Source organism: Sphingobium sp. UBA5915 (genome assembly GCF_002431195.1).
GTDB lineage: Bacteria > Pseudomonadota > Alphaproteobacteria > Sphingomonadales > Sphingomonadaceae > Sphingobium > Sphingobium soli.
In genome coordinates this window covers 15,840-42,701 of the sequence record NZ_DJDV01000038.1, presented here as the reverse complement: position 1 = coordinate 42,701, position 26,862 = coordinate 15,840, and the positions used below count along the sequence as shown (strand labels likewise).

Sequence of the window (26,862 nt, the reverse complement as noted above, 5' to 3'; positions counted from 1 at the left end):
CCGCGATCTTGCCCGCATCCTTATCGACGCACACAACGTCATGCCCGAAATCCGCAAAACAGGCCCCCGACACAAGGCCTACATAACCCGCGCCGATCATCGTGATTTTCATACGATCTTCCCCGCTCCACCCTTGAGAATAACACCAAGCAGCGCGACTATCCCACAGATTGTCGCCCGTGCCGCTTGCTGCATTGCAGCGCGGAAATACACAAGATGTTCAGCGGCTGTATACCAATTTCTGCGACAGGCGGTGCAGGGAATGATGAGGGAGCGAGATGTGAAAGTGGCCATTGTGTTCGGGACGCGGCCCGAAGCGATCAAGATGTTCCCGGTCGTCCATGCGCTGCAAAGGCGACAGGGGGTCGATACGCGGGTGATCGTGACCGCGCAGCATCGCGGGCTGCTGGATCAGGTGCTGGAAATTGCCGGGATCGTGCCGGACATCGACCTGGACGTGATGGTGCCCAACCAGACGCTGGACGGGCTGACGGCGAAGCTGATCGTCGAACTGGGCAAGGCCTTCGACGCGGAAAAGCCCGATCGCGTGGTGGTGCATGGCGACACGCTGACGACGATGGTGGCGAGCCTAGCGGCTTATTATCGCAAAATCCCGGTCGCCCATGTCGAAGCGGGGCTGCGCAGCGGCGACATTCACCATCCCTGGCCCGAAGAGGTGAACCGGCGGGTGGTCGCCTGCATCGCTGACATGAATTTCGCCCCGACGCAGGCAGCGGCCGATGCGCTGATGAAGGAAAGCCGCGATCCTGCCTCCATCCACGTCACCGGCAATACGGTGATCGACGCTCTGCTGGCGACGCGCGACCGGGTACGTGATACGCCCGCCATGGCGCGGGGGCTGGACGATCTGGCGGCGCGCTTTGCGGGCAGGCGGATCGTGGCGGTGACGACGCACCGGCGCGAGAATTTCGGCGGCGGCATGGAATCGATCGCACGCGCGATCGCCGACATCGCCGCGCGGCCGGATGTGGCGGTGATCTTTCCGGTTCATCCCAATCCCAATGTCCGCCCGATCATGGATGCCGTGCTGGGCGACCTGCCCAATGTGGCGATGATCGAACCGCTGGATTATCCGCATTTCGTGCGGTTGCTGGACATAAGCCATCTGGTGCTGACCGACAGCGGCGGGGTGCAGGAGGAAGCGCCGTCACTGGGCAAGCCGGTGCTGGTTATGCGCGAAACGACCGAGCGGCCCGAGGGCGTCGACGCGGGGACGGCGCGGCTGGTGGGCGCGGATCGCGAGCGGATCGTGCGCGAAGTGCTGGCGCTGCTGGACGATGACGCGGCCTATCAGGCGATGGCGCGGGCACATAACCCGTTCGGCGACGGCGGGGCGGCCGAACGGATCTCGGCCGTGATCAGCGGGGCGTGATGTGGCGGCCGGGTCGACGCCCGGTCGCGAAATGCACCTCAGGCGCGGGCCAGCAATCCTTCGACCAGGCCGTCGAACAGGCGCTTCCCATCGGTCGAGCCATGGGCGGGTTCGATGACGCGTTCGGGATGGGGCATCATGCCCAGGACATTGCCCGTATCGTTGAGGATGCCGGCGATGTTGCGCGCCGATCCGTTGATATTTTCGGCATAGCGCAGCGCGACGCGGCCTTCGCCCTCCAGCCGGTCGAGCGTGGCGTCATCGGCGAAATAATTGCCGTCATGATGGGCGACGGGATAGCGGATGGTTTCACCGGCGGCATAGCGGCTGGTGAACGCGCTTTGTGCATTTTCGACGGTCAGCGGCACGTCGCGGGAGACGAAATGACCGCCTGCATTGCGCAGCAGCGCGCCGGGCAGCAGGCCGCTTTCGGTCAGCACCTGAAAGCCGTTGCAGACGCCCAGCACGAAGGCCCCGCGCGATGCCGCCTGCGCCACCGCCTGCATGACGGGCGAACGCGCGGCCATGGCGCCGGACCGCAGATAATCGCCATAAGAAAAGCCGCCGGGCACGCCGATGAGGTCGATGTCGGCTGGCAGATCCGTGTCCCGGTGCCAGATCATGGCGGGCTTGACCCCGGTGGCCGCTTCGAACGCCACCGCCAGGTCGCGGTCGCAATTGCTGCCGGGAAAGACGATGACGGCGCTTTTCATGGCTCAGGCCACCTTTTCGATGCGATAATTTTCGATCACCGTGTTGGCGAGCAGCTTGCGGCACATGGCGTCGATATCGTCGTCGCTGGTGCCATCGGCCAGATCGAGTTCAATCAGCTTGCCGGCGCGCACATCATTGACGCCGCCAAAGCCTAGGCCTTCGAGCGCGTGATGGATCGCCTTGCCCTGGGGATCGAGGACACCGCCCTTGAGGGTGACGAAGATGCGGGCTTTCATGGCGTGCTGCTCCTTGGGATCAACCTGGGCCGCGCGGCGGGCGGCGGCAATAATGCGGCACCCCCTAGGCCCGGCGCGCGCGCGAGGCAAGCCATTATGAGTCGGGGGACGAAGGGACGCGGACCTAGTCGCCGCGATGATAATCATAGTCGAAGGCGCGGCCCTGCTGCTTGGTCAGGATCGCGCCGATGATGACGCCGCCGGCGCGGCGGAGGCGATCGACCGCCGTGCGCAGCCCGCCATGATGGTTGCGGCCCCATTCGACGACCATCAAGGTCGCCTGCGTGCGCGTGGCGAGCAGCGGCGTGTCACCGAGGCCCAGGATCGGCGGTGCGTCGATCAGGATCGTATCATAATGATCGCGCACCGATGCCAGTAGATCGTCGAGCGCGGGGGTGGCCAGTAATTCGGTGGGGTTGGGTGGCACCGCGCCGCAGGGCAGCAGCGAAACGCCGGGTACGCCCGTCGCGATGACGGCGTCGACCGCGTTTGCCTGACCCGTCAGCACTTCGCTGATCCCCTTGCCAGGCGCAACGCGGAAGAGGGCGTGCTGGACCGGACGGCGCATGTCGCCGTCGAGCACCAGCACCGTCTTGTCGAGGGCGGCCAGCGCGCGGGCGAGGGCGTTGAGGGTGAGCGACTTGCCTTCCCCTTCCTGCGCGCTGGTGACGAGGATGGAGCGCGGCAGGCCCCCGGTGGAGGCGAGCAGCAGCGAGCGGGCAATGGGAGCGAAGACTTCGGACGGCTGGGGATTGTCGCCCGTGACCGGCACGGCGCCCAGCAGCGGCAGATCGACCCGCTCCGCCAGCGTTTCGGCCGACGTCACCGCATCGTCAAAGGCGTGACGCGCGCCCACCAGCAGCAGGCCGAGCGCCAATCCGCCGAGCGCGGCGAACAGCATTGTTTCCCCGACTTTGGGTGAAAAGGGGCTGTCGGGCGGGGACGCACGGTCAAGTGGCTGGATGCGGCCCGCCTGAAAGCCGGCTTGCGAGGCCATGTCGCGATAACGCTGGAGCAGGCTGTCGTGCAGCATGCGATAGGTTTCGACTGAGCGTTCGTACATGCCCATCTGGACGCTGCGGCCACGCGCGGCCTGCGCATCCTGTTCTACATCGGCGATCTCGTCAGCAATCTGCTTTTCGCCGCGCCGGGCGATGTCATAGTCCTGTCGCAGCGAGGCGCGGATGCGATTGGCCATCTGCTGCGCCTGATCGTCGAGTGCGGCGAGCCGGGCGCGCGCTTCGCGCATTTGCGGATGCGCGTCCTTGCGGAATTGCCGTTCCTCGACCAGTTCGGCCCGCGCCTGCGCTCGCTGCGCCATCAAGTCCTGCATCGCGCCGTTGCCGAGCACTTCAGGGAGGGTTTCGGTGGAGGCGGCGCGGGCGCTTTCCCACCGTTTCTGCGCCGCGATCCGATCGGCCAGCGCCTGGGCGCGCAGGCTGTTCAACTGCGCCAGCCGGCTGTCGATTTCCGATCCCGATGGTCCGGCGGGGCTATTTGCAGAGGATGCGCTGTCCATGTCCGCGCCAGGCGGGATCGGTGCGCCGTTGCGCGCGGCATAGACCGCCAGTTCGCGCTCCGCCCGTTCCAGATCGCGCCGCGCGCCGTCCAGTTCACCCAGCAGGAAGCGCCGCGCCTGAACACCGGACTGGAAGCCGCGTTTCAGGTCCGAGCGGATCAGGCTGTCGGCATAGCCGTTGGCGATTCTCGCCGAGAGCGCCGGATCGGCGCTGACGAAATGGATGCGGATGACCCGCGACTTGCCCGGCAACTCGACCTCCAGATGATCGCGCAGCAGGGCAATGACGCGCTCCTGCTCGGCCTGGCGCTGGCTCTGGCCGCCGGCTCCGACTTTCGGGCGGCTGACGCCCATGCCCTGGAAGAAGGTGGGGGTGCCCACCAGCGAAAGGCTGCGCGCGACATCCTGCGCCAGGGCGCGGCTGCGCAGCACTTCCAGCTGCGTCTGCATCACTGTTTCGATGCCGTCGGTGCTGGGGCGCGGTGGCACGCCGGAGCCGGCCGCGCCGGCGGGCACATCCTGCACCTCGACCGAGGCGGTGGCGCGATAATCGGGGGTGGACAAGAGAATATAGAGCAGCGCCACGAGCAGGCAGAGCGCCATGGTGACGAACAGGATCACCCGGTGGCGGCGCAGCAGCAGCCCATAGTCCCGCAGACCGCGCGTCAGCCGCGCGCCAAGGCCAAGGCGTTCCGGGCGATCGTGCAGAGGGGGCGTGGTGGCGGCCATGGTCAGTCTCCGTCCAGCGCGATGAAGCCGGCGGCAAGCGCAGGCGCGGCAATGAGCGCGCCGCCAAGGATCGCCTTGGCGCGCGACAGGCCGACGATCACCTGATCGCCCGGCAGGATTTCAGGGTCGGCCGCTTCGCCCTTTCGGATAGCGCCCAGGTCGAACATCGCCGCCTGCCGCTGACCATCGAGCCGGCGGATCACCACGACCTGGCGCGTGTCGGCCAGGCGGGTCGGACCTTTGCCAAGGGCAAGCGCCTGCGACAGGGTCAGGCGGCCATCGATCGGGTAGAGGGCGGGTTCGCGAATTTCGCCGTCCAGCGTGATGCGACGGCCCACCGCCTTCTTGACGAACAGGCTGACCTGCGGCGAGACGAGATAGCGTTCGCCCAGACGCCCGGCGATGACGTCGGCGGCTTCGCTGGCGGACAAGCCAGCGACCGGAACCGCACCGATCAGAGGCATCCGCACCATGCCCTGCGCATCGACCTGTGCGTCTTCCAGCGACAGGTCGGGTTCATGATAGACCTGGATGCGCAGCACATCGTCGGGCGAGAGGCGATAGTCCATGCCGACGGCAGGCGGCGGAGGAATGACCGCATAAGCCTGATCCCCGCGCGGGGCATCCTCGACGGTGGCGCAGGCCGCGACGCTGCCCAGCAACAAGGCGGCCATGATCGCGCGCGGCGCAGGCTGTCGCATCATGCCTCATGTCCCCCATCGGCCGTTGCTTTCGCACGTGCAAAAACATCGTGCCTTGCGGGGGTTAGCGGCGGGGCGGGGCAATGGCAACCGCGTGCGCGACGGGCTGCGCCCTGGCGGCCCCCGTCAGACCGCAATGCGCCCCGATGTCGACGCTGCCGCTCGGCGGGGCTGATCGGGCCAGATTCCCCGCGTATCATAGACAGCCTTGTCGGCGCGTTCGTCGACGGGAACGGATTTGAACATGTCATGATCGACCAGAATGACGAACACGCCACATTGTTCCAGAGCCGTATCGAGATCGATCAGTTCTGCACCCGTGCCGGCAAATTCTATCGGCAGTTCCTGGGCATAGGGTTCGACCAGTTTGATGCGGCGGCCATAGCGGCGGGCGAGTCGCGCGGCGACCTTTACGGCCGGGCTTTCGCGGAAATCGTCGATGTTCGCCTTGAAGGCGAGGCCGAGGCAGGCGATGTCCTCACCAGCGAGATCGTCGATCAGGTCGGATGCCTTCGCTACGACATGATCGGTCTTGCCGTCATTTACTTCGCGTGCGGTGCGGATGATGCGGGCATTTTCCGGGTCGCCATGGACGATGAACCACGGATCGACCGCGATGCAGTGACCACCGACGCCCGGGCCGGGATTGAGGATATTGACGCGCGGATGCCGGTTGGCGAGGCGGATCACTTCCCACACGTCGATGTCCATATTGTCGGCAATGACGGACAATTCATTGGCGAAAGCGATGTTGACGTCCCGAAAGCTGTTTTCGACCAGCTTGACCATTTCAGCCGCGCGGGCGGTCGTCGTGATGCAGGCGCCGCGCACGAACTGGCGGTAGAAGCCCAGCGCCTTGCGGGCGCAGCGCGGCGTGATGCCGCCGATGCAGCGATCATTGTCGATCAGCTCCACCAGGATGCGGCCGGGCAGCACGCGTTCGGGACAATAGGCGATGGCGACGTCGCCCTGCGCGCCCATGCCCGGCATTTTGAGGTCGGGACGCAGCTGCGCGAAAATGTCGCGCATCGCTTCGGTCGTGCCGACGGGCGAGGTGGATTCGAGGATCACCGTATCGCCGGCCTTGAGCACCGGGGCGACCGTGCGGGCGGCCTTGAGCACATAGGAAATGTCAGGCGCGCGATCCTCTGCCACCGGGGTCGGCACGGCGATGATGAAGACGTCGCTTTCCTCCACCGTCAGGCTGGCGCGCAGATTGCCGCGTGCGACGACGCCCTGCACCAGCCCGTCAAGATCGACTTCCTCGATATGGACGCGGCCGGAATTGACGGTTTCCACGACATGGGGCGACACGTCGATGCCCACCACCTGGCACCCGCCGCGCGCGATCAGCGCTGCGGTCGGCAGCCCGATATAGCCAAGGCCGATAACGGAAACCTTTTGCTTGGTATCGACGGGCATGGAGCGGCAAATCCCCTGTTCAACGGCAATGATTAGCGGCTTTTGGCCGAAATTGCTGAAGAATTCGGTAATGGCAAGGGCAGGGCGGAGACGCGCCCTGCCACGTCCATCAGCGCCAGAGCGTCGCCAGCATCGCCATCATGCCATGGTCGTCCGCCGCCTGGCGCGGACGGGGCGCGCCATAGCCGCGACATTCCAGGCAGTCCGCGCGCACCCCCGCGCCCGATACGAGCCCGCGCACGTCGCTGACCGCCTGCAACGCCCAGCCGTGCTGGAGCCAGGCCTGACGCGCCAGCATGTCGCGCGGGGCGGTGGCATCGTCGCTTTCCCGTTCAGCGAATTCCTGCAACCATTCGGCCCATTTGTCGGGCTGCTTTTCGATGCGGAAGGCGCGTGCCTTTGCCGGATCGATCTTTGCGCGGCGAGCCGCTTCGGCAATCGCATCCTCCAGCCCGCCGAACCGATCGACAAGGCCAAGCTGGCGCGCGGTGCCGCCGTCCCAGACGCGACCTTGCGCGATGCGGTCGATCTGTTCCGGCGTCTTTTTGCGCGATTGAGCGACAAGGCCGACGAAGCGGCGATAGATATCCTCAACGCCCAATTGCATGATCTGGTCGAATTCGGGCGTGGTGCCGCCGGCCAAGTCGGGCTGACCCGACAGGGGCGTGGTGCGCACGCCATCCGTGGTAATGCCCATTTTCGCCAGCGTGCCTTCAAAGCTGGGCAATATGCCAAAGACGCCGATCGATCCGGTGATGGTGTCGGGTTCGGCAAAGATGACATCGCCAGGCGTGGAGACCCAATAGCCGCCGCTGGCCGCGACATTGGCCATCGACACGACGACGGGCAGGCCATCCTCCTTCGCCTGCATTATGGCGCTGCGGATCTTTTCCGACGCCATGACCGACCCGCCCGGCGAATCGACGCGGACGACCAGTGCCTTGAGATTGCCCTTGTCGAGCGCGCTCAGCAGCAGGTCCGAAATCGTGTCGCCCGCAGCGGTGCCGGGGCCGGCTTCGCCATCGACGATATCGCCCGCAACCGTCAGCACGCCGATCTGCCCGTTGTTGGCGGGTGCGCGGGCCTTCACATAGGAGCGCAGGTCGATGGCCGCAAAGCCGGTGGCATCGCCGGCCGCCGAATCCCCGGCAATGTCCGCGACATGATCGGCAAAAGCGGTGGCGTCGCCCAGCTTGTCCACCAGGCCAGCGGAGAGCGCGGCCTTGGCAATATCGCCATTGGCGGCGCGGGCGGCAGCGGCGGGATCGCCGGCATAGGCCGCGATCCTGGCGCGGGGGCGCGCCTTGGCTACATCATCCTGCCATTGCTGCCACAGCGCCTCGGCCAGCGCCTCATTGGCCTGGCGCGCTTCGGGCGATTGTTCGGTGCGGATGAAGGGTTCGACGAAGCTCTTGTAGGTGCCGACGCGATAGACATGGGTGTTGACCCCCAGCTTGTCGATCAGCCCCTTATAATAGAGGTTAGATCCGCCCCGGCCCATGATCGCCACGCCGCCGAGCGGATCGGTCCACACTTCGCTGGCATGGGCGGCGAGTTGATAGCTGTCGTCGCTGTAAAGCGTAGCGTAGGCGAGCACGGGCTTCTTCGCCGCGCGCACAGCATCGAGCGCCGCGCCGATGCGTCCTAGCGCGACCTGACCGCCGCCCAGAAACCCGTCGAGGTTGAGGACCACCGCCTTGACCTTCGCATCGCCTTTGGCCGCTTCCAGCGCGGTGACGATGTCGGACAGGCGATATTCCCTGGCCTCAGGCGCGCCGCCGCTCAACAGCGCGGTCGGGCTGATTTCGGCGGGCTGTTCAACGACCGTGCCGTTAAGTTCCAGCAGCAGCGCGCCGGTGTTCACCGACTTTGCCGGCTTGGGCGAATAGGACAGGGCGGTATAGAGCGCGCCGAAGAAGAGCAGCAGGAACAGGAGGACGAGACCGTCCTTGATCGCGACCACAATGCGCCATGCGCCCTTCACAAATGCCAAGTCGGCTGCTCCTCATGTCTAAACCCGCGATCTATGCTTCTGGCGCTATCGCATCAACGCTTGCGCTGCAATGTGGGGCATGTGTCGCCCGCGACAAGCTTGCGCGCACGATTTTGCCCGTTATGGGAAGGCGCATCATTCGCCGCTGTCGTGCAGGAGATGCGTCCCATGCCCACCCTCGTCCTTATCCGCCATGGTCAGTCCGCCTGGAACCTGGAAAACCGCTTCACTGGCTGGTGGGACGTGGACGTGACCGAAAAGGGCGTTGAGGAAGCGCGCGCGGCCGGAAGGTTGATGGCGGAAAAGGGGCTGGACTTTGACCAGTGCTACACCTCGCTCCAGACCCGTGCGATCAAGACGCTGAACCTGGCGCTGGAGGAAATGGGGCGACTGTGGCTGCCGGTCGAGAAGGACTGGCGGCTCAATGAACGCCATTATGGCGGTCTGACCGGCCTTAACAAGGCGGAGACGGCGGAGAAGCATGGCGATGAGCAGGTGAAGATCTGGCGCCGCAGCTTCGATATTCCGCCCCCGGTGATGGAAGCGGGCAGCGCGTTCGACCTGTCGGGCGACCGCCGCTACGCGGGCATCGCGATTCCGTCGACCGAATCCTTGAAGGACACGATCGCGCGCGTCCTGCCCTATTGGGAATCGGTGATCGCACCGGACCTGAAAGCCGGCAAGCGGGTGCTGATTTCCGCCCACGGCAATTCGCTGCGGGCGCTGGTCAAGCATCTGTCGGGCATTTCCGACGACGAAATTACAGGCCTGGAAATCCCGACTGGTCAGCCGATCGTCTATGAGCTGGCAGACGACCTGACCGCCACCGACCGCTATTATCTGTCGGAGCGCTGATCCGCGCGGCCTGCAAAGCGCATTGCCCCCTGACGGTACGGCCGCTAAGGGGCTTTGCTTTCCGCGCCATCAGGGGACATCAGCACGGTCATGAGCGCTATCGACGTCGGCATCATCATGGGGTCCCGTTCCGATTGGGACACGATGCGGCATGCGGCCGAGACGCTGGAGGCGCTGGGCGTCGCGCATGAATGCAAGGTGGTGTCGGCGCACCGCACGCCGCAGCGGCTGTATGATTATGCCAGCGGCGCGGCGGCGCGGGGCCTCAAGGTCATCATCGCGGGCGCGGGCGGGGCGGCGCATCTGCCCGGCATGGCCGCGGCGATGACACGCCTGCCGGTGTTGGGCGTGCCGGTCGAATCCAAGGCATTGAAGGGCATGGACTCGCTGCTGTCGATCGTCCAGATGCCCGGCGGCATTCCAGTCGGCACGCTGGCGATCGGCAAGCCCGGCGCGATCAATGCGGGCCTGCTGGCGGCGGCGATCCTGGCGACGGGCGACGCTGCGTTGGCGCAGCGGCTGGACGATTGGCGCGCGCGGCAGACGCAATCCGTCGCCGATACCGTCGAAGACTGACGCGAATCAGAACAGGACCGCCATGACGATCATCCCGCCCGGTTCCACCATCGGCATCCTTGGCGGCGGCCAGCTGGGCCGGATGATCGCCGTCGCCGCCGCGCAACTGGGCTATCGCACCCATATTTTCGCACCTGAAGACAGCGGGCCGGCCGCCGACGTGTCGCCTAACTGGACGCACGGCGCCTATGAGGATGCCGCCGCCCTGTCCGCCTTCGCCGACAGCGTCGATGTCGTCACCTATGAGTTCGAGAATATCGACCCGTCCGCCGTCGATACGCTGGCGCGGCATGGGCTGGTGCGACCGGGCGCGCAGGCGCTGCGCGTGGCGCAGGACCGGCTGGCGGAAAAGCGGTTCGTCTGCGACCTTGGCGGGCTGACCGCGCCCTTCGCGCCGGTGGAAAGCCTGGACGATCTGGAATCGGCGGTCGAGACGATCGGCAGCCGCGCGATCCTGAAGACCAATCGCATGGGCTATGACGGCAAGGGGCAGGCGCGCCTGGCCGAGCCGGGCGATGCGGTGGGCGCGTGGAACGCAATCGGCCGGCAGAGCGCGATCCTGGAAGGGTTCGTGACCTTTGCCGAGGAATTTTCGGTGATTTTGGTGCGCGGCGCGGACGGCGCGGTGCGGTTCTGGGACTCGCCGGCCAATGTCCATGTGGACGGCATATTGTCGACATCGACCGCGCCGGCCGGGCCGCTGATCGAGGGGCAGGTCGATCAGGCGCGGGCGCTGGCCAAGCAGGTGGCCGATGCGCTGGACTATGTCGGCGTGCTGACGCTGGAATTTTTTGCCAGCGCCGACGGCCCGGTCTTCAATGAAATGGCGCCGCGCGTCCATAATAGCGGCCACTGGACCATCGAAGGCGCGGTGACGAGCCAGTTTGAAAATCATGTGCGCGCCATTTGCGGCCTGCCGCTGGGCGAAACGGGTTTGGCCGCGCCGCGCGTCGAGATGCGCAACCTGATCGGTGACGATGTGGCGGCGTGGGCCGATATTCTTCGCGATCCGGCCAACCATCTGCATCTTTATGGCAAGCATGAGGCGCGCCCTGGCCGCAAGATGGGGCATGTGACGCGGCTGGCGCTGTGAGCAAGATCATCCTTGTCCTCGCCCGTGCCGACAACGGCGTGATTGGCCGGGACGGCGACCTGCCCTGGCGGTTGCCGGCGGATTTGAAGCATTTCAAGGCGATCACGGCGGGCCACCCGATGCTGATGGGGCGCAAGACGTTCGACAGCCTGCCCGGATTGCTGCCGGGCCGCCGTCATATCGTGCTGACCCGCGACCGAACGTGGCGGGCCGAGGGGGCGGAGGTAGCCCATGATGTGGACGGGGCGATCGCACTGGCGCAGGCGGCGAGCCTGATGGTCATTGGCGGCGCGGAGATATATCGCCAGTTCCTGCCAATCGCGGACCGGATCGAACTGACCGAAGTGCATCTGGACGCCGACGGCGACACGAGCATCGCCTATCCCGATGCGGCGGATTGGCGCGAAACGGCGCGGGCCGATCACGTTGCTGTGGAGGGCCGACCCGCCTACAGCTTCGTGACGTTCGAGCGGCGCGCGCACTGATGGCGGGGGCGAATGGGTGGGCAATCCGCCTCCATTGCCAGTTTTTCGTCCTGTCCCTATAGCGCGGCGCATGGAGCGGCTTTCCAGCAGCGCCCCGGTCCCGCCGCATTTGCGCGGGAGCGTCATGGCGCTCGGCAATTTCGATGGCTTTCATGCCGGGCATCAGGCGGTAGTCGGACGCGCGATCGCGCGCGCGAAGGCCGAGGGACGGCCGGCGATCGTCGCGACCTTCGATCCGCATCCCATGCGGCTGTTCCGGCCCGATACGCCCAGCTTTCGTCTGACCACGCTGGATCAGCGGGAAGCCTTGTTCGCCCGCGCCGGCGCGGATGCGATGATGATATTCGATTTCACGCCGGCGCTCGCGGCATTGGAGCCGGCGGACTATGTCCGCGTGCTGATCGAGGATATGGGCGTCGCGGCCGTCGTGACGGGCGAAGATTTCACCTTCGGCCGCGCGCGCAGCGGCACGATCGACAGTTTTGCGGCGCTGGGCCTGCCGGCGCAAGCGGTGGGGCCGGTCAGCGATGGGCAGGGCATCATTTCCTCCACCCGCGTGCGTGAGGCGCTGCGCGCGGGCGACTGCGAGACGGCGTGCCGGCTGTTGACCCGGCCGTTTGCGATCCGGGGCGTGGTGCAGCATGGCGACAAGCTGGGCCGGACCATCGGCTTTCCCACCGCCAATATCGATATGGGGCCGTATCTGCGACCGGCCTATGGCATTTATGCGGTGCGCGGCATCCTGCCCGATGGGCGAGTGCTTAACGGCGCAGCGAATTTGGGCATCCGCCCCAGTTTCGATCCGCCCAAGGAGTTGCTGGAGCCGCATTTCTTCGACTTTGCCGAAAGCCTATATGCGCAAGAGGTGGAGGTGCAGTTGATCCGCTATCTGCATGGTGAGCGCAAATATGACGGGCTGGACGCGCTGACGGCCGGCATTGCCCGGGACTGCGCCGATGCGCGGCAAATCCTTGCGGGAACGCCCATGCTCGCGTAGGGCACGGCCCTGATTTGCTCAACCTCCGTTCGGTTCGAGCGTGTCGAGACCTATTCTCGACAGACGCTTCTCGGCTTCGCTCGAAGCTGCTTGAACCGAACGGGCCAGAATAAGCGCGCCCATGACCGACCAGCCTGCCCAGAAAACCGACGATTATAAGTCCACCGTCTTCCTGCCCCAGACCGACTTTCCGATGAAGGCGGGCCTGGCGCAGAAGGAGCCGGCGATTGCCGCGCGGTGGGAGGCGATGGACCTCTATGGCAAGCTGCGCGAAAAGCGCGCGGGGCGCGAACGCTTCATCCTGCATGACGGCCCGCCCTACGCCAATGGCGACATCCATATGGGCCATGCGATGAACAAGGTGCTCAAGGACATCATCGTCCGCAGCCAGTCGCTGCTCGGCAAGGATGCGCCCTATGTCCCCGGCTGGGATTGCCACGGTCTTCCCATCGAATGGAAGATCGAGGAGGAATATCGCAAGAAGAAGCTGAACAAGGACGAGGTGCCCGCGCAGGAATTCCGCGCCCAGTGCCGCGCCTATGCCGACAAATGGGTCGGCGTGCAGCGCGAGCAGTTCAAGCGGCTTGGCATCATGGGCGATTGGGAAGACCCCTATCTCACCATGAAGTTCGACGCCGAGGCCACCATCGTCGGCGAGTTGCTCAAGTTCGCGGAGAGCGGCCAACTCTATCGCGGCGCGAAGCCCGTCATGTGGTCGCCGGTCGAAAAGACCGCGCTGGCCGAGGCGGAGGTTGAATATGAGGATGTGACGTCGACGCAGATCGACGTGGCGTTCGAGATTGTGGAAGCGCCGAACGCGCCCGAACTGGTCGGCGCGCATGCGGTGATCTGGACGACGACGCCGTGGACGATCCCGGTGAACCAGGCCTTGGCCTATGGGCCGGAGGTTGAGTATGTATTGGTCAGCCCAAGCTACGATCGTGCCCTGACCGACGCATCGTTTGAGAATGCCGGAGCGTTGCAAGGAAAAAGGCTAATAGTTGCTAAAGCGCTGATTGACAGTGTCAAAGCGCGTCTCGGTTTCACTAGCTATTTCACGCATTGGGAAGGCAATGGTTCGGACCTCGCCGGTGCCGTGGCGCGTCACCCTATGCACCATCTCGGCGGCTTCTTCGCCAAGCCGCGTCCGTTCCTGCCCGGCGATTTCGTTACCACCGACGCCGGCACGGGTCTGGTTCATATGTCGCCCGACCATGGCGAGGACGACTTTGCGCTGTGCAAGGCGCACGGGATCAACCCCGTCTTCGCGGTCGAGGGCGACGGGAAATATCGCGCCGACTGGGCGTGGCTGGGCGGGCAGGGGAGCGTCATCAACCCCAAGTTCGTGAGCAAGGATGGGCCGATCTGCACCGACTTGGCGCAAGCCGGGGGGCTGCTCGCGGCATCGGACGATTTCCGGCACAGCTATCCGCATAGCTGGCGGTCGAAGGCGAAGATCATCTATCGCTGCACCCCACAATGGTTCATTCCGATGGACCAGCCGCAGGGTAAGCGCGGCGTTCTCGACAAGCTCGAACCGAACGGCGGTGGGAGCGAGGTCCACAATATCTCGTTTGGTTCGAACAGCGTCGAGCGAAGCCGAGAAGCGTCCGTCGAGAACTCGTCGAATGGCGCAACCCTCCGCGAAATCGCGCTCGACGCGATCGCGCATACCCGCTGGGTGCCGGAACGGTCGACCAACCGCATCCGCTCGATGGTGGAGGGCCGCCCGGACTGGGTAATCTCCCGCCAGCGCGCTTGGGGCGTGCCGATCGCGCTCTATGTCCATCGCAAGAGTGGCGACTATCTTGTTGATCCGGGCGTGAATTCCAGGATTGTCGAGGCATTTCGCGTGGGTGGGGCGGACGCGTGGTTCGGCGCGGATCATCAGGCGCTGCTCGGCCCGGATTATGATCTAAGCGACTATGAAGTCGTTAACGACATTCTCGACGTCTGGTTCGACAGCGGATCGACGCACAGTTTCGTGGTCGAGGGCCGCTATGGCGAGGGCGCGCGCGCGGACCTCTATATCGAAGGGTCGGATCAGCATCGCGGCTGGTTCCAATCGTCGCTGCTGGAAAGCTGCGGCACGCGCGGCCGGGCACCCTACAAGGCCGTCCTGACCCATGGCTTCGCGCTCGACGGCACGGGCAAGAAAATGTCCAAGAGCCTTGGCAATGTCGTCGATCCGCTCAAGATCATGAGCGAGAGCGGCGCGGACATTTTGCGCGTTTGGGTCGCGAGCACCGACTATTTCGATGACGTCCGCATCGGCAAGGAAGTGCTGGCTGGCGCGTCGGACGCCTATCGCAAATTGCGCAATACGTTCCGCTACATGCTGGGCGCTCTGTCCGATTATGATGAAGAGACCGAAGCGGTCAGCTATGCTGAGATGCCGGAGTTGGAGCGGTATATGCTCCATCGGCTGGCGGCGTTGGACGCGGAACTGCGCGCGGTAGTGGACAAGAGCAAGGGCAGCGAGAACTGGCTGGAATTCAGCCGCTACAGCCGGGCGATCTTCGATTTCGCCAATAGTGACCTTTCTGCCTTCTTCTTCGATATCCGCAAGGATTGCCTCTATTGCGATGCGAAGTCGGACCCCAAGCGCCGCGCCTATCGCACCCTGCTCGACACGCTGTTCCACGCGCTGGTCCGCTATGTCGCGCCGATCATCCCCTTCACGGCCGAGGAAGTATGGCAGAGCCGCTTCCCAAGTGCCGATGACAGCGTCCATTTCCTGGAATGGCCCGAGATCGATGCGCGCTGGATCGACGGCGATCTGGCGGATAAATGGGCTGAGCTTCGCGACCAGCGCGAGCAGGTGAACGAGGCGATCGAGCCGCTGCGACGGGACAAGATCGTTCGGTCCAGCCTGGACGCCGACGTGACTATGGGCGAATTGCTGCCGGTGGGCGATGTCGATTTCGCTGAAGTGGCGATCGTCGCGCGCGTGACCATGGGCGAGGGCGACGGCATCATCGTGCGGCCGAGCGAATGGCATAAATGCGGGCGATGCTGGCGCAAGCTGCCCGAAGTGACGCAGGACGGCGCGCTGTGCGACCGTTGCGCGACGGTGCTGGGCGCATGAGCGGCGTAAATCACCGCCCGCTGGGCCTGACGGTGGCGATCGTGACGCTCGCGCTCGACCAGTTGATCAAATATACCGTGACCTATCCGCTGGCGCTGCAAAGCCGGGCGGACGAGGGGATCGGCCTGCTGCCGATATTCCGCCTGCGTTGGCTGGAGAATAGGGGCGTGTCGATGGGCTTTTTCCACGCGGATACCGACGCGATGCGCTGGGCGCTGGTGGGTATGACCTTCCTGATCGCCACCTTCGTTGGGGTATGGATGTGGCGGGAAAAGGCGCGGCAGGACGTCGCGGCGCTGGGCCTGGTGCTGGGCGGGGCGATCGGTAATATCGTCGATCGCGTGCGGCTGGGCTATGTCGTCGATTATGCCGATCTGCATTTCGGCGAATGGCGGCCCTTCCTGATTTTCAATCTGGCGGATGCCGCCATCACCATTGGCGTGCTGATCCTGCTTGCGCGGGCGCTGCTGCTGCGCGACAAGGGCGCAAAGACGGAGACTTTGAAGTGAAGCGTAAACTGATCCTCGCTGCCGGCCTGATTGCAACCCTGTCGGCCTGCGGCGGCGGCCGTGGCCTAGCGGGGCGCGACCGTCCCGATGAATTCGCCGTATCGCGTCAGGCGCCGCTGGTCGTGCCGCCCGATTTCGCGCTGGTCCCGCCCGCACCCGGCACGCCGGCTGCTGCGTCAGTGGATGCCAGCCAGGAAGCGATGCAGGCGATGTTCGGTGGTCCCGCCCAGCGCAGCGCCGCGGAGAGCGGTACGCTGACCCAAGCCGGGCGTGCCGATGCCGCCGCCGGTATCCGCTCGCAGGCGGGCGACCCCGATACGCAGGTCGTGAACAAGGGCAACACCACCCGCGACATCATCGCCGCGCCCGAAGGCGATGGGCAGGACGCGCGCGCCGCGGTTCCGCAATAATCGTCAGCGCGGCTGGTAGCGAATTTGTGCCTTGCCGGTCGCGCGGACCGGCAGGTGCAGCCCCTGGCCATAAGCGTGAATCTGGCCGATCTCATAGCGGTCGGCCCTTGCGCGGATAACGAAATCGCCGATCTGTTTGTCGGCGATGGCGCGGGCAATCTTGCCCTTGAGCTCCGCGATATCCTTGGCGAAATTCTGACTCAACGCTGCGGCGATTAGGTTGGAGAAGCCCGGCGCCTGCGCGATGGCGAGCGCGGTATCGCCGCCCGCCCCATCGGTGTCGCCGGTGATGACCGGATCGACGAAATCCACCTTCGGGGAATTGGGTGCGTTGACGGGCCGCGCCGCCAGCCAGATGCGCCCATGGGTGTCCTTTCCCTCCACACGGGCGGCGATATCCACGCCCACGGCGATGCGGCCGCCGGTTGCGCCATAGCAGGTCACATTGGAAAAGCGTGCGCGCACCGTACCGAGCGCAGGCAGGGTGAAGGGACGTGCCGCGCGCTTGTCGAGCGCGCGCTGGATCACGGGTTCCAGCGTGCGATAGTCCGACGTGACGGGCAGGAAAAAGCGCAGGCCGTCGTTGATGTCCGTTCGGTCGAGCGGGGGAAGCGGCGTCGGCCGCGGCGGATCTGGACGGGCAACGCCCACCAGGGTCTGCGTCACCGCCTCCAGCCCCAGGTCGAGCCGCAGCGTGCGCCCGTCCATGCGATAGCCATTATAGAAGATGCGGGTGGGGGCCACGCGCATCCACACCGCTGGGTTGCGCCGGTTGAGCTCGAGCGTCGAAAAGGCGTCCCGCCACAAGGTTTCCGCCCTGGCGCGCAGGTCTTGTTGCGCCAGTTCGCGCGGCAGGTCGCGTTCGAGGCGCGCGACGATCGGGCGCAGCCTTTCGTCCGCCTCATCAGTGAAGCGGATGCGCTGGCCCAGAAAGTCGATACCCGGCGGCGTTGTCCAGTCATAATGCAGGTCGATCTTGCCAGTGGGCGTCCAGTCCCGCCCGATGTCGAGCTGGATTCGCGCCTGCACCCGCGCCGTGCCGGTGGCGGTTTCCCCTTTCAGCACACCCGCCACGTCGCGGGCGCTGATGCGAGCATGGACGGGCAGGTCTGCGATGATCGTGCGCCCTTCGCCGTGCAAGGTCACCGGGCCGCGCGTAACCTCCCCGATGATGGTGCAGCCGATGGGCGGCGTGACGTTCAGTTCTTCGCCAAAGACGCGCAGTTTTTGCGCAGGTATGCAGCGAGGCTCTGGGCGGTTGATGGTCCATAAGGTGCGCGGCACGGCCTTTTCAATCGCCGCGCGCAGGGCGTCGGCGTCGGCGTCGATCGGCACGGCGATGACGGATGTTTCGCGGGGAACGGGAACGGGATCAGACGCGCGTTGCGGGGCGAGATCAGTCGGCTTTTGCTGGCAGGCGGCGAGCAGCAGCAGGGCAAGCGGCGTTCCACGACGAAAGGACGGCCAAACCGCCCGCAGACCGCTGTGCAACTGCCCCTTCTCCTATTCTCTGGTCCGCGGCGGCGCAGGGCCGCCGCGGTGAAAGGAAGACAGTCAACGGGCGAAATGGTTCCGCGCCAGCGTCATTCAGGCGCGCGCACCGGCCCCCACGCTATTGTGGCGCAGCGCGGTCAGCACCGTGTCGATGATGGCGTCGGCGTCCAGACGGGCCATTGCATATTGTTTTTCCGGCTTGTCCTGGTCCTGAAACAGGTCGGGCAGGCGCAGCGTGCGCAGTTTCAGACCATTGTCGATGAGGCCAAGGTCGCTCGCCAGCGTCAGGACATGCGCGCCAAGGCCGCCGACCGCGCCTTCCTCTATGGTGACGGCGACGTCATGGGTGGTCAGCAGCTTGCGGATCAGCGCTTCGTCCAGAGGCTTGGCGAAGCGCAGGTCGGCGACGGTGGTGGAGAGGCCCTTGGCCTCGAGCGCGTCCGCAGCCTTCATTGCTTCCTCCAGTCGGGTGCCGAGCGAGAGGATCGCGACCTGACGCCCTTCGCGCACGATGCGGCCCTTGCCGATCTCCAGCGCCTGCGGCTCCTGCGGCAAGGCGATGCCCGTACCGTTGCCGCGCGGATAGCGCACTGCAATCGGGCCGCTGTCATGCATGGCGCAGGTGTGGACCATATGGACCAGCTCCGCCTCATCGGCCGCGGCCATCACCACCATATTGGGCAAGGTGGCGAGATAGGTGACGTCGAAGCTGCCGGCATGGGTCGATCCGTCCGCGCCAACGAGGCCCGCGCGATCGATGGCGAAGCGGACCGGCAGATTCTGGATCGCCACGTCGTGCACGACCTGATCATAAGCGCGTTGCAGGAAGGTCGAATAGATGGCGCAGAAGGGGCGCATACCCTGCGCCGCCAAGCCTGCCGCGAAGGTGACGGCATGTTGTTCGGCGATGCCGACGTCAAAGATACGATCGGGGAAGGCGGCCTGGAACTTGTCCAGTCCCGTGCCCGACGGCATGGCGGCGGTGATGGCGCAGACAGCGGGATCGCGCTGCGCCTCGGCGATCAGCGCCTTCGCAAAGACATTGGTGTAGCTGGGCGGGCCAGGGGGCGCTTTGTCCTGCGTGCCGGTAATGACGTCGAATTTCTGGACGCCATGATATTTGTCCGCCGCGGCTTCCGCCGGACCATAGCCCTTGCCCTTTTGCGTGACGACATGGACCAGGCACGGCCCCTGGGCTGCGTCGCGCACATTTTCCAGAACCGGTATCAACTGGTCGAGATTATGGCCGTCAATGGGGCCGACATAATAAAAGCCCAGTTCCTCGAACAAGGTGCCGCCCATCGCCATGCCGCGCGCAAATTCATCGGTCTTGCGCGCTGCGTTGTGGAGCGGGCGGGGCAGCTTGCGCGCCAATTTCCTGGCGAGATCGCGCAGGCCCAGAAATTCGCGGCTGGACACGAGGCGGGCAAGATAGGCGGACAGGCCGCCGACCGGTGGGGCGATCGACATGTCATTGTCGTTGAGGATGACGACCAGGCGGTTGCCCGCGTCGCGGGCGTTGTTCATCGCCTCATAGGCCATGCCCGCCGACATGGCGCCATCGCCGATCACCGCGATCGCCTTGCCCGGCTTGTCCTGCATCTTGTTGGCGATGGCAAAGCCCAGCGCCGCGCTGATGGAGGTGGAGCTATGCGCCGCGCCGAAGGGATCATAGTCGCTTTCGGCGCGCCTGGTGAAGCCGGACAGGCCGCCGCCCTGGCGCAGGGTGCGGATGCGGTCGCGCCGGCCGGTCAGGATCTTGTGCGGGTAGCATTGATGGCCAACATCCCAGATGAGTTTGTCATCGGGCGTATCGAACACATAATGGATCGCCGCGGTCAGCTCCACCACGCCCAGGCCCGACCCCAGATGGCCACCGGTGACGCCCACGGCAGCGATGGTTTCGGCGCGCAGTTCGTCGGCCAGCTGGCGCAGCTGTTCGGGCTGCAGCTTGCGCAGGTCGGCCGGCCAGACGACCTGGTCGAGCAGCGGGGTTTCGGGGCGATCAGTCATGATGAGGCATAGTCTCCGCTGCGCGTCCGGCCTTGCGCGGGCCGGGCGTCCTTGTCGTCATCAGGCCGCGCACTTGGCGCACAGGCCCAGTATCTCGATGACGGGGCGTTCGGGGTGGAAGCCATCCTGTTGCGCAATGGCGCGAACCTGGCCTGTCACTGTGTCGTCATCGACATGGGTCGCCTGCTTGCAATTGCGGCAGACCATGAAGATGCAGTCATGGTGACAGCCCGGATGGGCGTTGGCGATATAGGCATTGGCGCTTTCGACACGCATCGCGACATTATTGGTCACGAACAGGTCGAGGATGCGATAGACGCTGTTGGGCGCGACGCGCTTGCCGCGCGCTTTCGAAACGGTGTCGGCGATGTCATAGGCCGACGCGGGCCGATCTTCGGACGCCAGCGCATCGAATATGGCGGCGCGCATCGGCGTCCATTGCTCGTTCTTCGCCTCCAGCGTCGCGCGGGCGGCATCGGCCAGCTTCGCGCCGGTCGGTTCGTGATGATGGTGGTGGTTGGCCATAAGGTCCAATCTATGCGCAGGCGGCGGATCGGGCAAGGGCGGCGCGTCAGCGCTGCCCGAAGGTCCAGGCGGCCCACAGCCAGGCTGCGATCATCAGCGCGCCGCCGATCGGCGTCACCGCGCCCAGCCAGCGTGGACCGCCTAGCGCCATGATGTAGAGCGAGACGGCGAAAATCGTCGCGCCCGCAAGCATCAGCGCGGCCGCGCCACGCGCTGTGCCCACGACCGCGAGCGCGGCGACCGCGTGGACAAGCTGATACAAGCCGCCGGTGCGCAACCATTCGGCGGCTTTGGGATCGGCGACGCCATGCGCGCCAAATGCGCCTGCGCCGATGGCAAGTGCCGCAGAGAGGCAGGCCAGTATCGCGATCATGCGCCGTCTCCATCCCCGCGGCTGAGCAGCCGCATGCCATTGCCAGGGCGGTACATCAGGTCCTTGGCCGCGAGCAGCGTGCCATGCTCGATCTGGAGCGCCATGCGCTGGTCGTCATTTTCGCGATATTGGCGCTCCACTTCCTCCACCTCCTTGGGCGGGACGCCCAGCGTCTCCATCGCTTGCACGCCCATGCAGATGGCCGATTCATAGACTTCGCGCACGACGCCGGCGAGGTCGATATCCTTGAGCGCCAGCACCTGCCGCCGGTCGAAGGCGCGCACCATGATCGCGGCCTGCGGGAAGGCCTCCGCGATGGGCTGGAGCGCGCGCGAATCAAGGCTGGGATCGTCGATGCAGAAGGCGATCAGCCGCGCTTCATCCGCGCCCGAACGGCGCAGCAGATCGATGCGCGTGCCATCGCCATAATAGACCTTCATGTCGAAGCGGCTCGACACTTCGATCTGGGCGGGCTTCTTGTCGATCAGCACAACGCCAAAGCCATGGCCCATCAGCATCTGCGCGACGGTCTGACCAAAGCGGCCATAGCCTACGATGATCGCCGATCCGCGCGGCGCATCCTCCGGCCCCGGCAGGTCATAGCGTTCCTTGTCCCTGGCAAATTCGAAGCGGCGGGCAAACAGCATCAGGAACGGCGTGGTCGCCATGGAAAAAGTGACGATGGCGCTGAACAGGCTGGCGGCCTGGGGCGCGATCAGCAGTGCATTTTGCGCCTGGGTGAAGAGGACGAAGCCGAATTCGCCGCCCTGGCTCAGCAACAGGCCCGCGCCCAGCGCTTGTTGCCAGTTCATGCCGAACAGGCGGCCAAGGCCGGTGATGATCGCTGCCTTCGTCGCGACCAGGATCGCGGCCATGGACAGAACGAACAGCGGATTAGCTATGACGGCGCCAAGGTCCAGAACCATTCCAACCGCGAGGAAGAAGAGACCAAGGAGGATCGAGCGGAAGGGTTCGACGTCGGCTTCTATCTCATGGCGATAGGGTGAATCGGCCAGCATGACGCCGGCGACGAAGGCGCCGAGCGCGGTGGAAAGATGCAGCGCGTGCATCAGCGCGGCGGCAGCCAGCACGGTGAAGAGGCCAACCGCGACGAACAGTTCGCGCTCGCCCATACGCCCGACCAGCGAGAGGAGCGGACGCAGGATGAAGCGGCCGGCCAGGACCAGCCCGGCGATCGCCGCGACGGTGTAGCCCGCCATCACCCAACCGGGCGGACCACCGGCATCGGCCGGGTTGCGCGACAGGGCCGCGATGATGGTGATGAGCGGGACGATCGAAAGATCCTGGAACAGCAGGATCGAAAAGACCTTTTCCCCGAAGGGCGAGTTGATTCGGCCGCTGGATTTGAGGCCCGGCAGCACCTGCGCGGTGGAGGATAGGGCGAGCGGCAATCCGAGCGCGATGGCCGCGCCCCAGCTGAAGCCGGTCGAGTAGAAGATGATCGCTGTCAGCACGCAGCCGCAGGTCACGACCTGCGCAAGGCCGAGCGCGAAAATGTCGCGCTTCAATCGCCAGAGCCGCGCGGGGTGGAGTTCCAGCCCGACGAGGAACAGCAGCAGCACGATGCCGATTTCCGCGATGGCGAGTTTCGATTCGCCGCCGCCGACAAGGCCAAGCCCCTGCGGCCCCACGAGTGCGCCCGCGACGAGATAGCCGAGCACCGCGCCAAGGCCAAAGCGGCGGAACAGCATGACGAAGGCGACGGCCGCGCCGAGCAGGATGACGCCTTCGCTCAGCAGCATGTCGGTGGCGCTGGTCGTTTCCATCAAGCGTCCGCCATCCGCGCGGCTTCCGCAATGGCTTCAAAGCCCAGGCGAATGGAAGCGTGGCGCGCGGGATAGCCGCGCGCCGGCGCCAGCACCGCCAGGCCGGGCCAGAAATCCAGATCCTCGCTTTCGCCCGCCAGATAGGCGGTCAGGCGATCGCGCGCGTCCGTCAGTTCATCTGCGGTGAGGCCGATCGCCTGCGCGGCCATCAGCGCGGCCGATGCCTGCCCCAAGGCGCAGGCCTTTACGTCAAGGCCGAGTTGCGCGATCCGGCCATCGGTCATGCGCACGTCCGCCGTCACCCGCGATCCGCAGGTCGCCGAGCGCTTCTCCACACTGGCCTGCGGGTCGGCAAGGCGCTGATGATGCGGGATGCTGGCGGCGAGCCGCAATATGTCTGTATTGTAGAGGGGGGCGCTCATACCGCCGATGTAGGACAGGAATGCGATTTGCGGAAGGCAGGGAAGGATGCTGGGATGAAATAAGCCGCCGCCATTGTTTCGCCGGGCCGCGCGGCCTATCGCGGGCGGCATGAATATCCTGGTCGATGCCGATGCCTGCCCCGTCAAGGACGAGATCTACAAGGTCGCCTGGCGGCATGCGGTGCCTGTCACCATCGTCAGCAACAGCATCATCCGCGTGCCGGCGCACCCGCTGGTGGAGCGGGTGGTGGTGAGCGAAGGGTTCGATGCGGCCGACGACTGGATCGCGGAGCGGGCGGGCGCGGGGAGCATCTGCATCACCGCCGACATCCTGCTGGCGGACCGGTGCCTGAAGGCGGGGGCGCAGGTGATCGCGCCCAATGGCAAACCCTTCACCACCAGTTCGATCGGCGCGGCTGTCGCGACGCGGGCGATCATGGCGGATTTGCGCGCGGGGGCGGTCGGCGATGCGATCGGCGGACCGCCGCCCTTTTCCAAGGCGGACCGGTCGCGGTTCCTGTCGGCGCTCGATGAAGCGCTGGTGCGCCTGAAGCGGGGCCGCTGATGGAAAGCGGGGACCAGCAGCAATGGGACGCCATCATTCTGGGCGCGGGCGCGGCGGGAATGATGTGCGCGGCGGTTGCGGGACAGCGGGGACGGCGCGTGCTGCTGGTCGATCATGCCGATGCACTGGGCAAGAAAATTCTGATTTCGGGCGGCGGTCGGTGCAATTTCACCAATATCCATACCGCCCCCGACCGCTATCTGTCGGCCAATCCGCATTTCGCCAAGTCCGCGCTGGGACGTTACAGCGCGCAGGATTTTCTGGCGCTTGTCGAGCGTCATGGCATTGCCTGGCATGAGAAAACGCTGGGGCAATTATTCTGCGATGGTTCGGCGCGGCAGATCGTGGCGATGTTGCAGGCCGAATGCGATGCGGGTGGCGTCACCATGATTCTGGGCACGTCCGTGACGAACATCGACCATGGCGATGGCCAGTATCGCGTTTGCGTGGGCGAGCGGGAGCATCGCGCGCCCGCGCTGGTCCTGGCGACGGGTGGGCCGTCCATCCCCAAGATGGGCGCGAGCGGCTTTGCCTATGACGTGGCCCGACACTTTGGCCTGTCGGTGGTGCAACCGCGCCCGGCGCTGGTGCCGTTTACGCTGGGACCGGACGATGCGCTGTTCCAGGCGCTGTCGGGCGTGTCGGCGGATGTGGGCGTGCGATGGGGCAAAACCCGCTTTCGCGAGGCCGCGCTGTTCACGCATCGCGGCCTGTCGGGGCCGGCGATGTTGCAGATCAGTTCCTATTGGCAGCATCGCACGCCGATCCAGGTCGATTTTCTGCCGGATCGCGGTGCGGACTGGCTGTTGGAGGAAAAGCGGGCGCGACCGCGCACGCAGGTGCGCAAGCTGCTGGGGCAGGCGTTGCCCGAACGGTTGGCCGACGCTCTGCTGGAACGGGCCGGGGTGCAGGGGGAGCTGGGCGCGCTGAGCGACAAGGCGTTGCGGCAATTGGCCGCGCGACTGGCGGACTGGCCCTTCACGCCGTCGGGGACGGAGGGCTATGCCAAGGCCGAAGTCACGGTAGGCGGCATTGCTACCGCCGGCCTGTCTTCCCGCACGATGGAAGCAACGCGGGTGCCCGGCCTTCATGCCATCGGTGAGGCGGTGGACGTGACCGGATGGCTGGGCGGCTATAATTTCCAATGGGCCTGGGCGAGCGGCTGGGCGGCGGGGCAGGCGCTCTGAACCTATGGCGGCGAGTGATGTCAGGCGCGCTGGGCGCGCGCGGCTGAAATGCTGGCTTGCAGGTGCGACGGGCGGAAGGGCTTGGACAGCCGCACGATGTCGGGCGCGATCAGGTCTATGCCCTGATAGCCCGAAATGATGAGCAAGGCGATGTCCGGATGGTCGCAGCGCAGCCGGATCGCCAGTTCCGCGCCGGTCATGCCCGGCATCACATGGTCGGTGACGACGATGTCGGGGCGATAGCCCGCGTCGATCATGCTGAGCGCCAGTTCGGCATGATCGACGTCGACGACATCATAGCCCATCTCGGCCAGCATATCGCGCGTGCTGGCGCGAACCAGCGCATTGTCGTCGACGAGGAGCAGCTTCCCGGTCTGGCGGCGTTCGCCCGGTTGCGGCTGGTCGGGATCGCCGGTTTGTGCAATATTCTGTTCCACCGGCAGCCATAGCAGGATGGCGGCGCCCGCGCCTTCTTCACTGTCGATCTGGAGCGTGCCGCCAAGCTGGCCAGCCAGGCCGTGCGCCATCGACAGGCCCAGGCCATGACCCCCCGTCTTGGTCGTGAAAAATGGCTCTATGGCAGCCTTGCGCACATCTGGCGTCATGCCGGTGCCAGTGTCCCGGATGGTGATGCGGACATAGTCGCCCGGCGCGAGGCCTTGGGGTGGCGAAAGCCGCTCGGCTTCGATGGCAAGCGTGCCGCCATCCGGCATCGCATCGCGGCTGTTGATCGCCAGGTTCAGGATCGCCAACTCGAGTTGGTTGGCATCGGCGCGAACCGGGGGAAGGTCGGCAGGCAGGTCAGTCGACAGCGTGATGCGCGGGCCGAGCGTGCTGGCAAGCAGCGCTTCCATCCCCGCAAGGAGATCGGGCAAGTGGACCGCGGTAGGCGAAAGGGGCTGGCGACGGGCGAAGGTCAGCAGCCGTTGAACCAGGATCTGCGCCGATTCGGCCGCCTGCAGCGCCATGCCGGCATGACGGTCAATCGATTCGGGGGTGCGCCGTGGCGACAGGATGAGATCCAGGCCGGCGATGATCGGGGTCAGCAGATTATTGAAGTCATGAGCGACATGGCCGGTCAGTTGTCCCATGACCTCCATCTTCTGAAGCTGGCGCAGCATGTCCTGCGACTGTTCCAGTTCTTGCGTTCGTTCCTGCACCCTCTGGTCAAGCTGGTCATTGAGCGATTCGAGCGCAGCGAACAGCCGCCCATTTTCCAGCGCAGTGGCGGCAGCGCGGGCCAGCGCTTCCAGCAGGGCGATTTCATTGTCGGTCGGCTCGCCCTGTTCGGACCAATAGGCGCCGACCGCCGCCGTCGCTTCGCTGCGGCCGATCGGCACCATGACCAGAGAGCGCACGAAGGTCTGTTCATAGGCCGCCACCGGCACGCGCGCATCGTTGAATATATCGGGAATGATGGCGGTTTCGCCATGGCGCATGGCCCATCCCGACACGCAATTGCCGGCGGGAAAACGCTGCCCCGACCAAAGGGGCGCCATCGCATCCTCAGCAACATAATGGCACAAGCCGCCTTCGCGCAGGATCACCGCAATGCCGTCCGCGCCCACCGCGCGGCGGGCAAAGGCACGCAGCACATTGACGATCGCATCGAGCGACCGTGCGCCAGCAAGCGCTTCCATCGCTTCGGCCGCGATTGTCCATCGCGCAGCCAGCGCCTTTTGCTCCGAACTGCGCACGCTCATCAGTTCCCTGGTCATTGGCTGCCCTCTTCCAAAGAGTCGGCGGCCCTTATATCATTGGAATCGCTTGAATGTG

At 65.5% G+C, this 26,862-nt stretch carries 25 protein-coding genes; 11 read left to right on the top strand and 14 right to left on the bottom strand.

Going from position 1 to position 26,862, the window contains the following annotated elements; translation table 11 throughout:
• A partial coding sequence (locus B2V90_RS05365) for a hypothetical protein (protein WP_293920139.1) occupies positions 1-112 on the bottom strand: 112 nt, incomplete at its 3' end.
• A 168-nt stretch (positions 113-280) separates the two neighbouring features.
• Here B2V90_RS05365 and wecB point away from each other — a divergent pair.
• Positions 281-1,393 carry a non-hydrolyzing UDP-N-acetylglucosamine 2-epimerase gene (gene wecB, locus B2V90_RS05360; protein ID WP_293920136.1) on the top strand — a complete coding sequence of 371 codons (1,113 nt, stop codon included), beginning with the start codon at positions 281-283 and terminating at the stop codon, positions 1,391-1,393.
• A gap of 38 nt (positions 1,394-1,431) precedes the next feature.
• Here wecB and purQ read toward each other — a convergent pair whose 3' ends face one another.
• The 6 genes from purQ to sppA all read right to left on the bottom strand — a co-directional run bounded on the left by purQ (position 1,432) and on the right by sppA (position 8,707).
• The gene (purQ, locus tag B2V90_RS05355) at positions 1,432-2,106 is read right to left on the bottom strand and encodes a phosphoribosylformylglycinamidine synthase subunit PurQ (protein ID WP_228223012.1); all 675 of its coding nucleotides are present in this window, start codon (positions 2,104-2,106) and stop codon (positions 1,432-1,434) included.
• 3 nt (positions 2,107-2,109) lie between these two features.
• A complete protein-coding gene (gene purS / locus B2V90_RS05350; RefSeq protein WP_009821548.1) occupies positions 2,110-2,343 on the bottom strand; it encodes a phosphoribosylformylglycinamidine synthase subunit PurS in 234 nt (77 codons plus the stop codon).
• A gap of 124 nt (positions 2,344-2,467) precedes the next feature.
• On the bottom strand, positions 2,468-4,591 hold the full coding sequence (locus B2V90_RS05345) for a GumC family protein (RefSeq protein ID WP_228223011.1): 2,124 nt from the start codon (positions 4,589-4,591) through the stop codon (positions 2,468-2,470).
• A 2-nt stretch (positions 4,592-4,593) separates the two neighbouring features.
• A complete protein-coding gene (locus B2V90_RS05340; protein ID WP_228223010.1) occupies positions 4,594-5,295 on the bottom strand; it encodes a polysaccharide biosynthesis/export family protein in 702 nt (233 codons plus the stop codon).
• 123 nt (positions 5,296-5,418) lie between these two features.
• Positions 5,419-6,714, bottom strand: coding sequence for a UDP-N-acetyl-D-mannosamine dehydrogenase (wecC, locus tag B2V90_RS05335; RefSeq protein WP_228223009.1), 1,296 nt, complete (start codon positions 6,712-6,714; stop codon positions 5,419-5,421).
• Positions 6,715-6,823: 109 nt separating this feature from the next.
• Positions 6,824-8,707: a signal peptide peptidase SppA gene (sppA, locus tag B2V90_RS05330; protein WP_228223008.1), complete on the bottom strand. Its 1,884-nt coding sequence runs from the start codon at positions 8,705-8,707 to the stop codon at positions 6,824-6,826.
• Between the two features lie 168 nt (positions 8,708-8,875).
• On the opposite strand from sppA, the gene gpmA reads away from it, so the two are divergent.
• The 8 genes from gpmA (at position 8,876) to B2V90_RS05290 (ending at position 16,720) form a co-directional block, all read left to right on the top strand.
• Positions 8,876-9,562, top strand: a complete 687-nt coding sequence (gene gpmA, locus B2V90_RS05325; protein WP_037542670.1) for a 2,3-diphosphoglycerate-dependent phosphoglycerate mutase — start codon at positions 8,876-8,878, stop codon at positions 9,560-9,562.
• 90 nt (positions 9,563-9,652) lie between these two features.
• Positions 9,653-10,138 (top strand): 5-(carboxyamino)imidazole ribonucleotide mutase, encoded by a 486-nt coding sequence (gene purE, locus B2V90_RS05320; RefSeq protein WP_009821554.1) that lies wholly within the window; start codon positions 9,653-9,655, stop codon positions 10,136-10,138.
• Between the two features lie 22 nt (positions 10,139-10,160).
• Entirely contained in the window at positions 10,161-11,231 is a 1,071-nt protein-coding gene (locus tag B2V90_RS05315) for a 5-(carboxyamino)imidazole ribonucleotide synthase (protein ID WP_228223007.1), read from the top strand.
• On the top strand, positions 11,228-11,716 hold the full coding sequence (locus B2V90_RS05310) for a dihydrofolate reductase (protein WP_228223006.1): 489 nt from the start codon (positions 11,228-11,230) through the stop codon (positions 11,714-11,716). Before B2V90_RS05315 ends, B2V90_RS05310 begins: the two co-directional genes overlap by 4 nt.
• Before the next feature lie 70 nt (positions 11,717-11,786).
• A complete protein-coding gene (ribF, locus tag B2V90_RS05305) occupies positions 11,787-12,713 on the top strand; it encodes a riboflavin biosynthesis protein RibF (RefSeq protein WP_228223005.1) in 927 nt (308 codons plus the stop codon).
• 121 nt (positions 12,714-12,834) lie between these two features.
• A complete protein-coding gene (gene ileS / locus B2V90_RS05300) occupies positions 12,835-15,801 on the top strand; it encodes an isoleucine--tRNA ligase (RefSeq protein ID WP_228223004.1) in 2,967 nt (988 codons plus the stop codon).
• Positions 15,798-16,310, top strand: a complete 513-nt coding sequence (gene lspA, locus B2V90_RS05295) for a signal peptidase II (RefSeq protein ID WP_228223003.1) — start codon at positions 15,798-15,800, stop codon at positions 16,308-16,310. Before ileS ends, lspA begins: the two co-directional genes overlap by 4 nt.
• The gene (locus B2V90_RS05290) at positions 16,307-16,720 is read left to right on the top strand and encodes a DUF3035 domain-containing protein (protein WP_009821560.1); all 414 of its coding nucleotides are present in this window, start codon (positions 16,307-16,309) and stop codon (positions 16,718-16,720) included. Before lspA ends, B2V90_RS05290 begins: the two co-directional genes overlap by 4 nt.
• 3 nt (positions 16,721-16,723) lie before the next feature.
• Here the strand turns inward: B2V90_RS05290 and B2V90_RS05285 are convergent, their stop codons facing one another.
• The 6 genes from B2V90_RS05285 to B2V90_RS05260 form a co-directional block, all read right to left on the bottom strand.
• Positions 16,724-18,211 (bottom strand): DUF4403 family protein, encoded by a 1,488-nt coding sequence (locus B2V90_RS05285; RefSeq protein WP_228223002.1) that lies wholly within the window; start codon positions 18,209-18,211, stop codon positions 16,724-16,726.
• Positions 18,212-18,307: 96 nt separating this feature from the next.
• Positions 18,308-20,227, bottom strand: coding sequence for a 1-deoxy-D-xylulose-5-phosphate synthase (gene dxs, locus B2V90_RS05280; protein ID WP_228223001.1), 1,920 nt, complete (start codon positions 20,225-20,227; stop codon positions 18,308-18,310).
• A 60-nt stretch (positions 20,228-20,287) separates the two neighbouring features.
• Positions 20,288-20,752 carry a Fur family transcriptional regulator gene (locus B2V90_RS05275; RefSeq protein WP_009821563.1) on the bottom strand — a complete coding sequence of 155 codons (465 nt, stop codon included), beginning with the start codon at positions 20,750-20,752 and terminating at the stop codon, positions 20,288-20,290.
• Between the two features lie 46 nt (positions 20,753-20,798).
• Entirely contained in the window at positions 20,799-21,125 is a 327-nt protein-coding gene (locus tag B2V90_RS05270) for a DUF423 domain-containing protein (protein ID WP_009821564.1), read from the bottom strand.
• The gene (locus B2V90_RS05265; protein ID WP_009821565.1) at positions 21,122-22,912 is read right to left on the bottom strand and encodes a cation:proton antiporter; all 1,791 of its coding nucleotides are present in this window, start codon (positions 22,910-22,912) and stop codon (positions 21,122-21,124) included. The genes B2V90_RS05270 and B2V90_RS05265 overlap by 4 nt, the downstream gene beginning before the upstream one ends.
• On the bottom strand, positions 22,912-23,334 hold the full coding sequence (locus B2V90_RS05260; RefSeq protein WP_228223000.1) for an iron-sulfur cluster assembly scaffold protein: 423 nt from the start codon (positions 23,332-23,334) through the stop codon (positions 22,912-22,914). Before B2V90_RS05260 ends, B2V90_RS05265 begins: the two co-directional genes overlap by 1 nt.
• A 109-nt stretch (positions 23,335-23,443) precedes the next feature.
• Here B2V90_RS05260 and B2V90_RS05255 point away from each other — a divergent pair, with 109 nt between their 5' ends.
• Both B2V90_RS05255 and B2V90_RS05250 read left to right on the top strand, forming a co-directional pair.
• A complete protein-coding gene (locus B2V90_RS05255) occupies positions 23,444-23,899 on the top strand; it encodes a YaiI/YqxD family protein (protein ID WP_228222999.1) in 456 nt (151 codons plus the stop codon).
• Positions 23,899-25,086, top strand: coding sequence for an NAD(P)/FAD-dependent oxidoreductase (locus B2V90_RS05250; RefSeq protein WP_228222998.1), 1,188 nt, complete (start codon positions 23,899-23,901; stop codon positions 25,084-25,086). Before B2V90_RS05255 ends, B2V90_RS05250 begins: the two co-directional genes overlap by 1 nt.
• A 20-nt stretch (positions 25,087-25,106) precedes the next feature.
• Here the strand turns inward: B2V90_RS05250 and B2V90_RS05245 are convergent, their stop codons facing one another.
• On the bottom strand, positions 25,107-26,804 hold the full coding sequence (locus tag B2V90_RS05245; RefSeq protein WP_293920122.1) for a GAF domain-containing hybrid sensor histidine kinase/response regulator: 1,698 nt from the start codon (positions 26,802-26,804) through the stop codon (positions 25,107-25,109).
• Between the last annotated feature and the right edge of the window lie 58 nt (positions 26,805-26,862).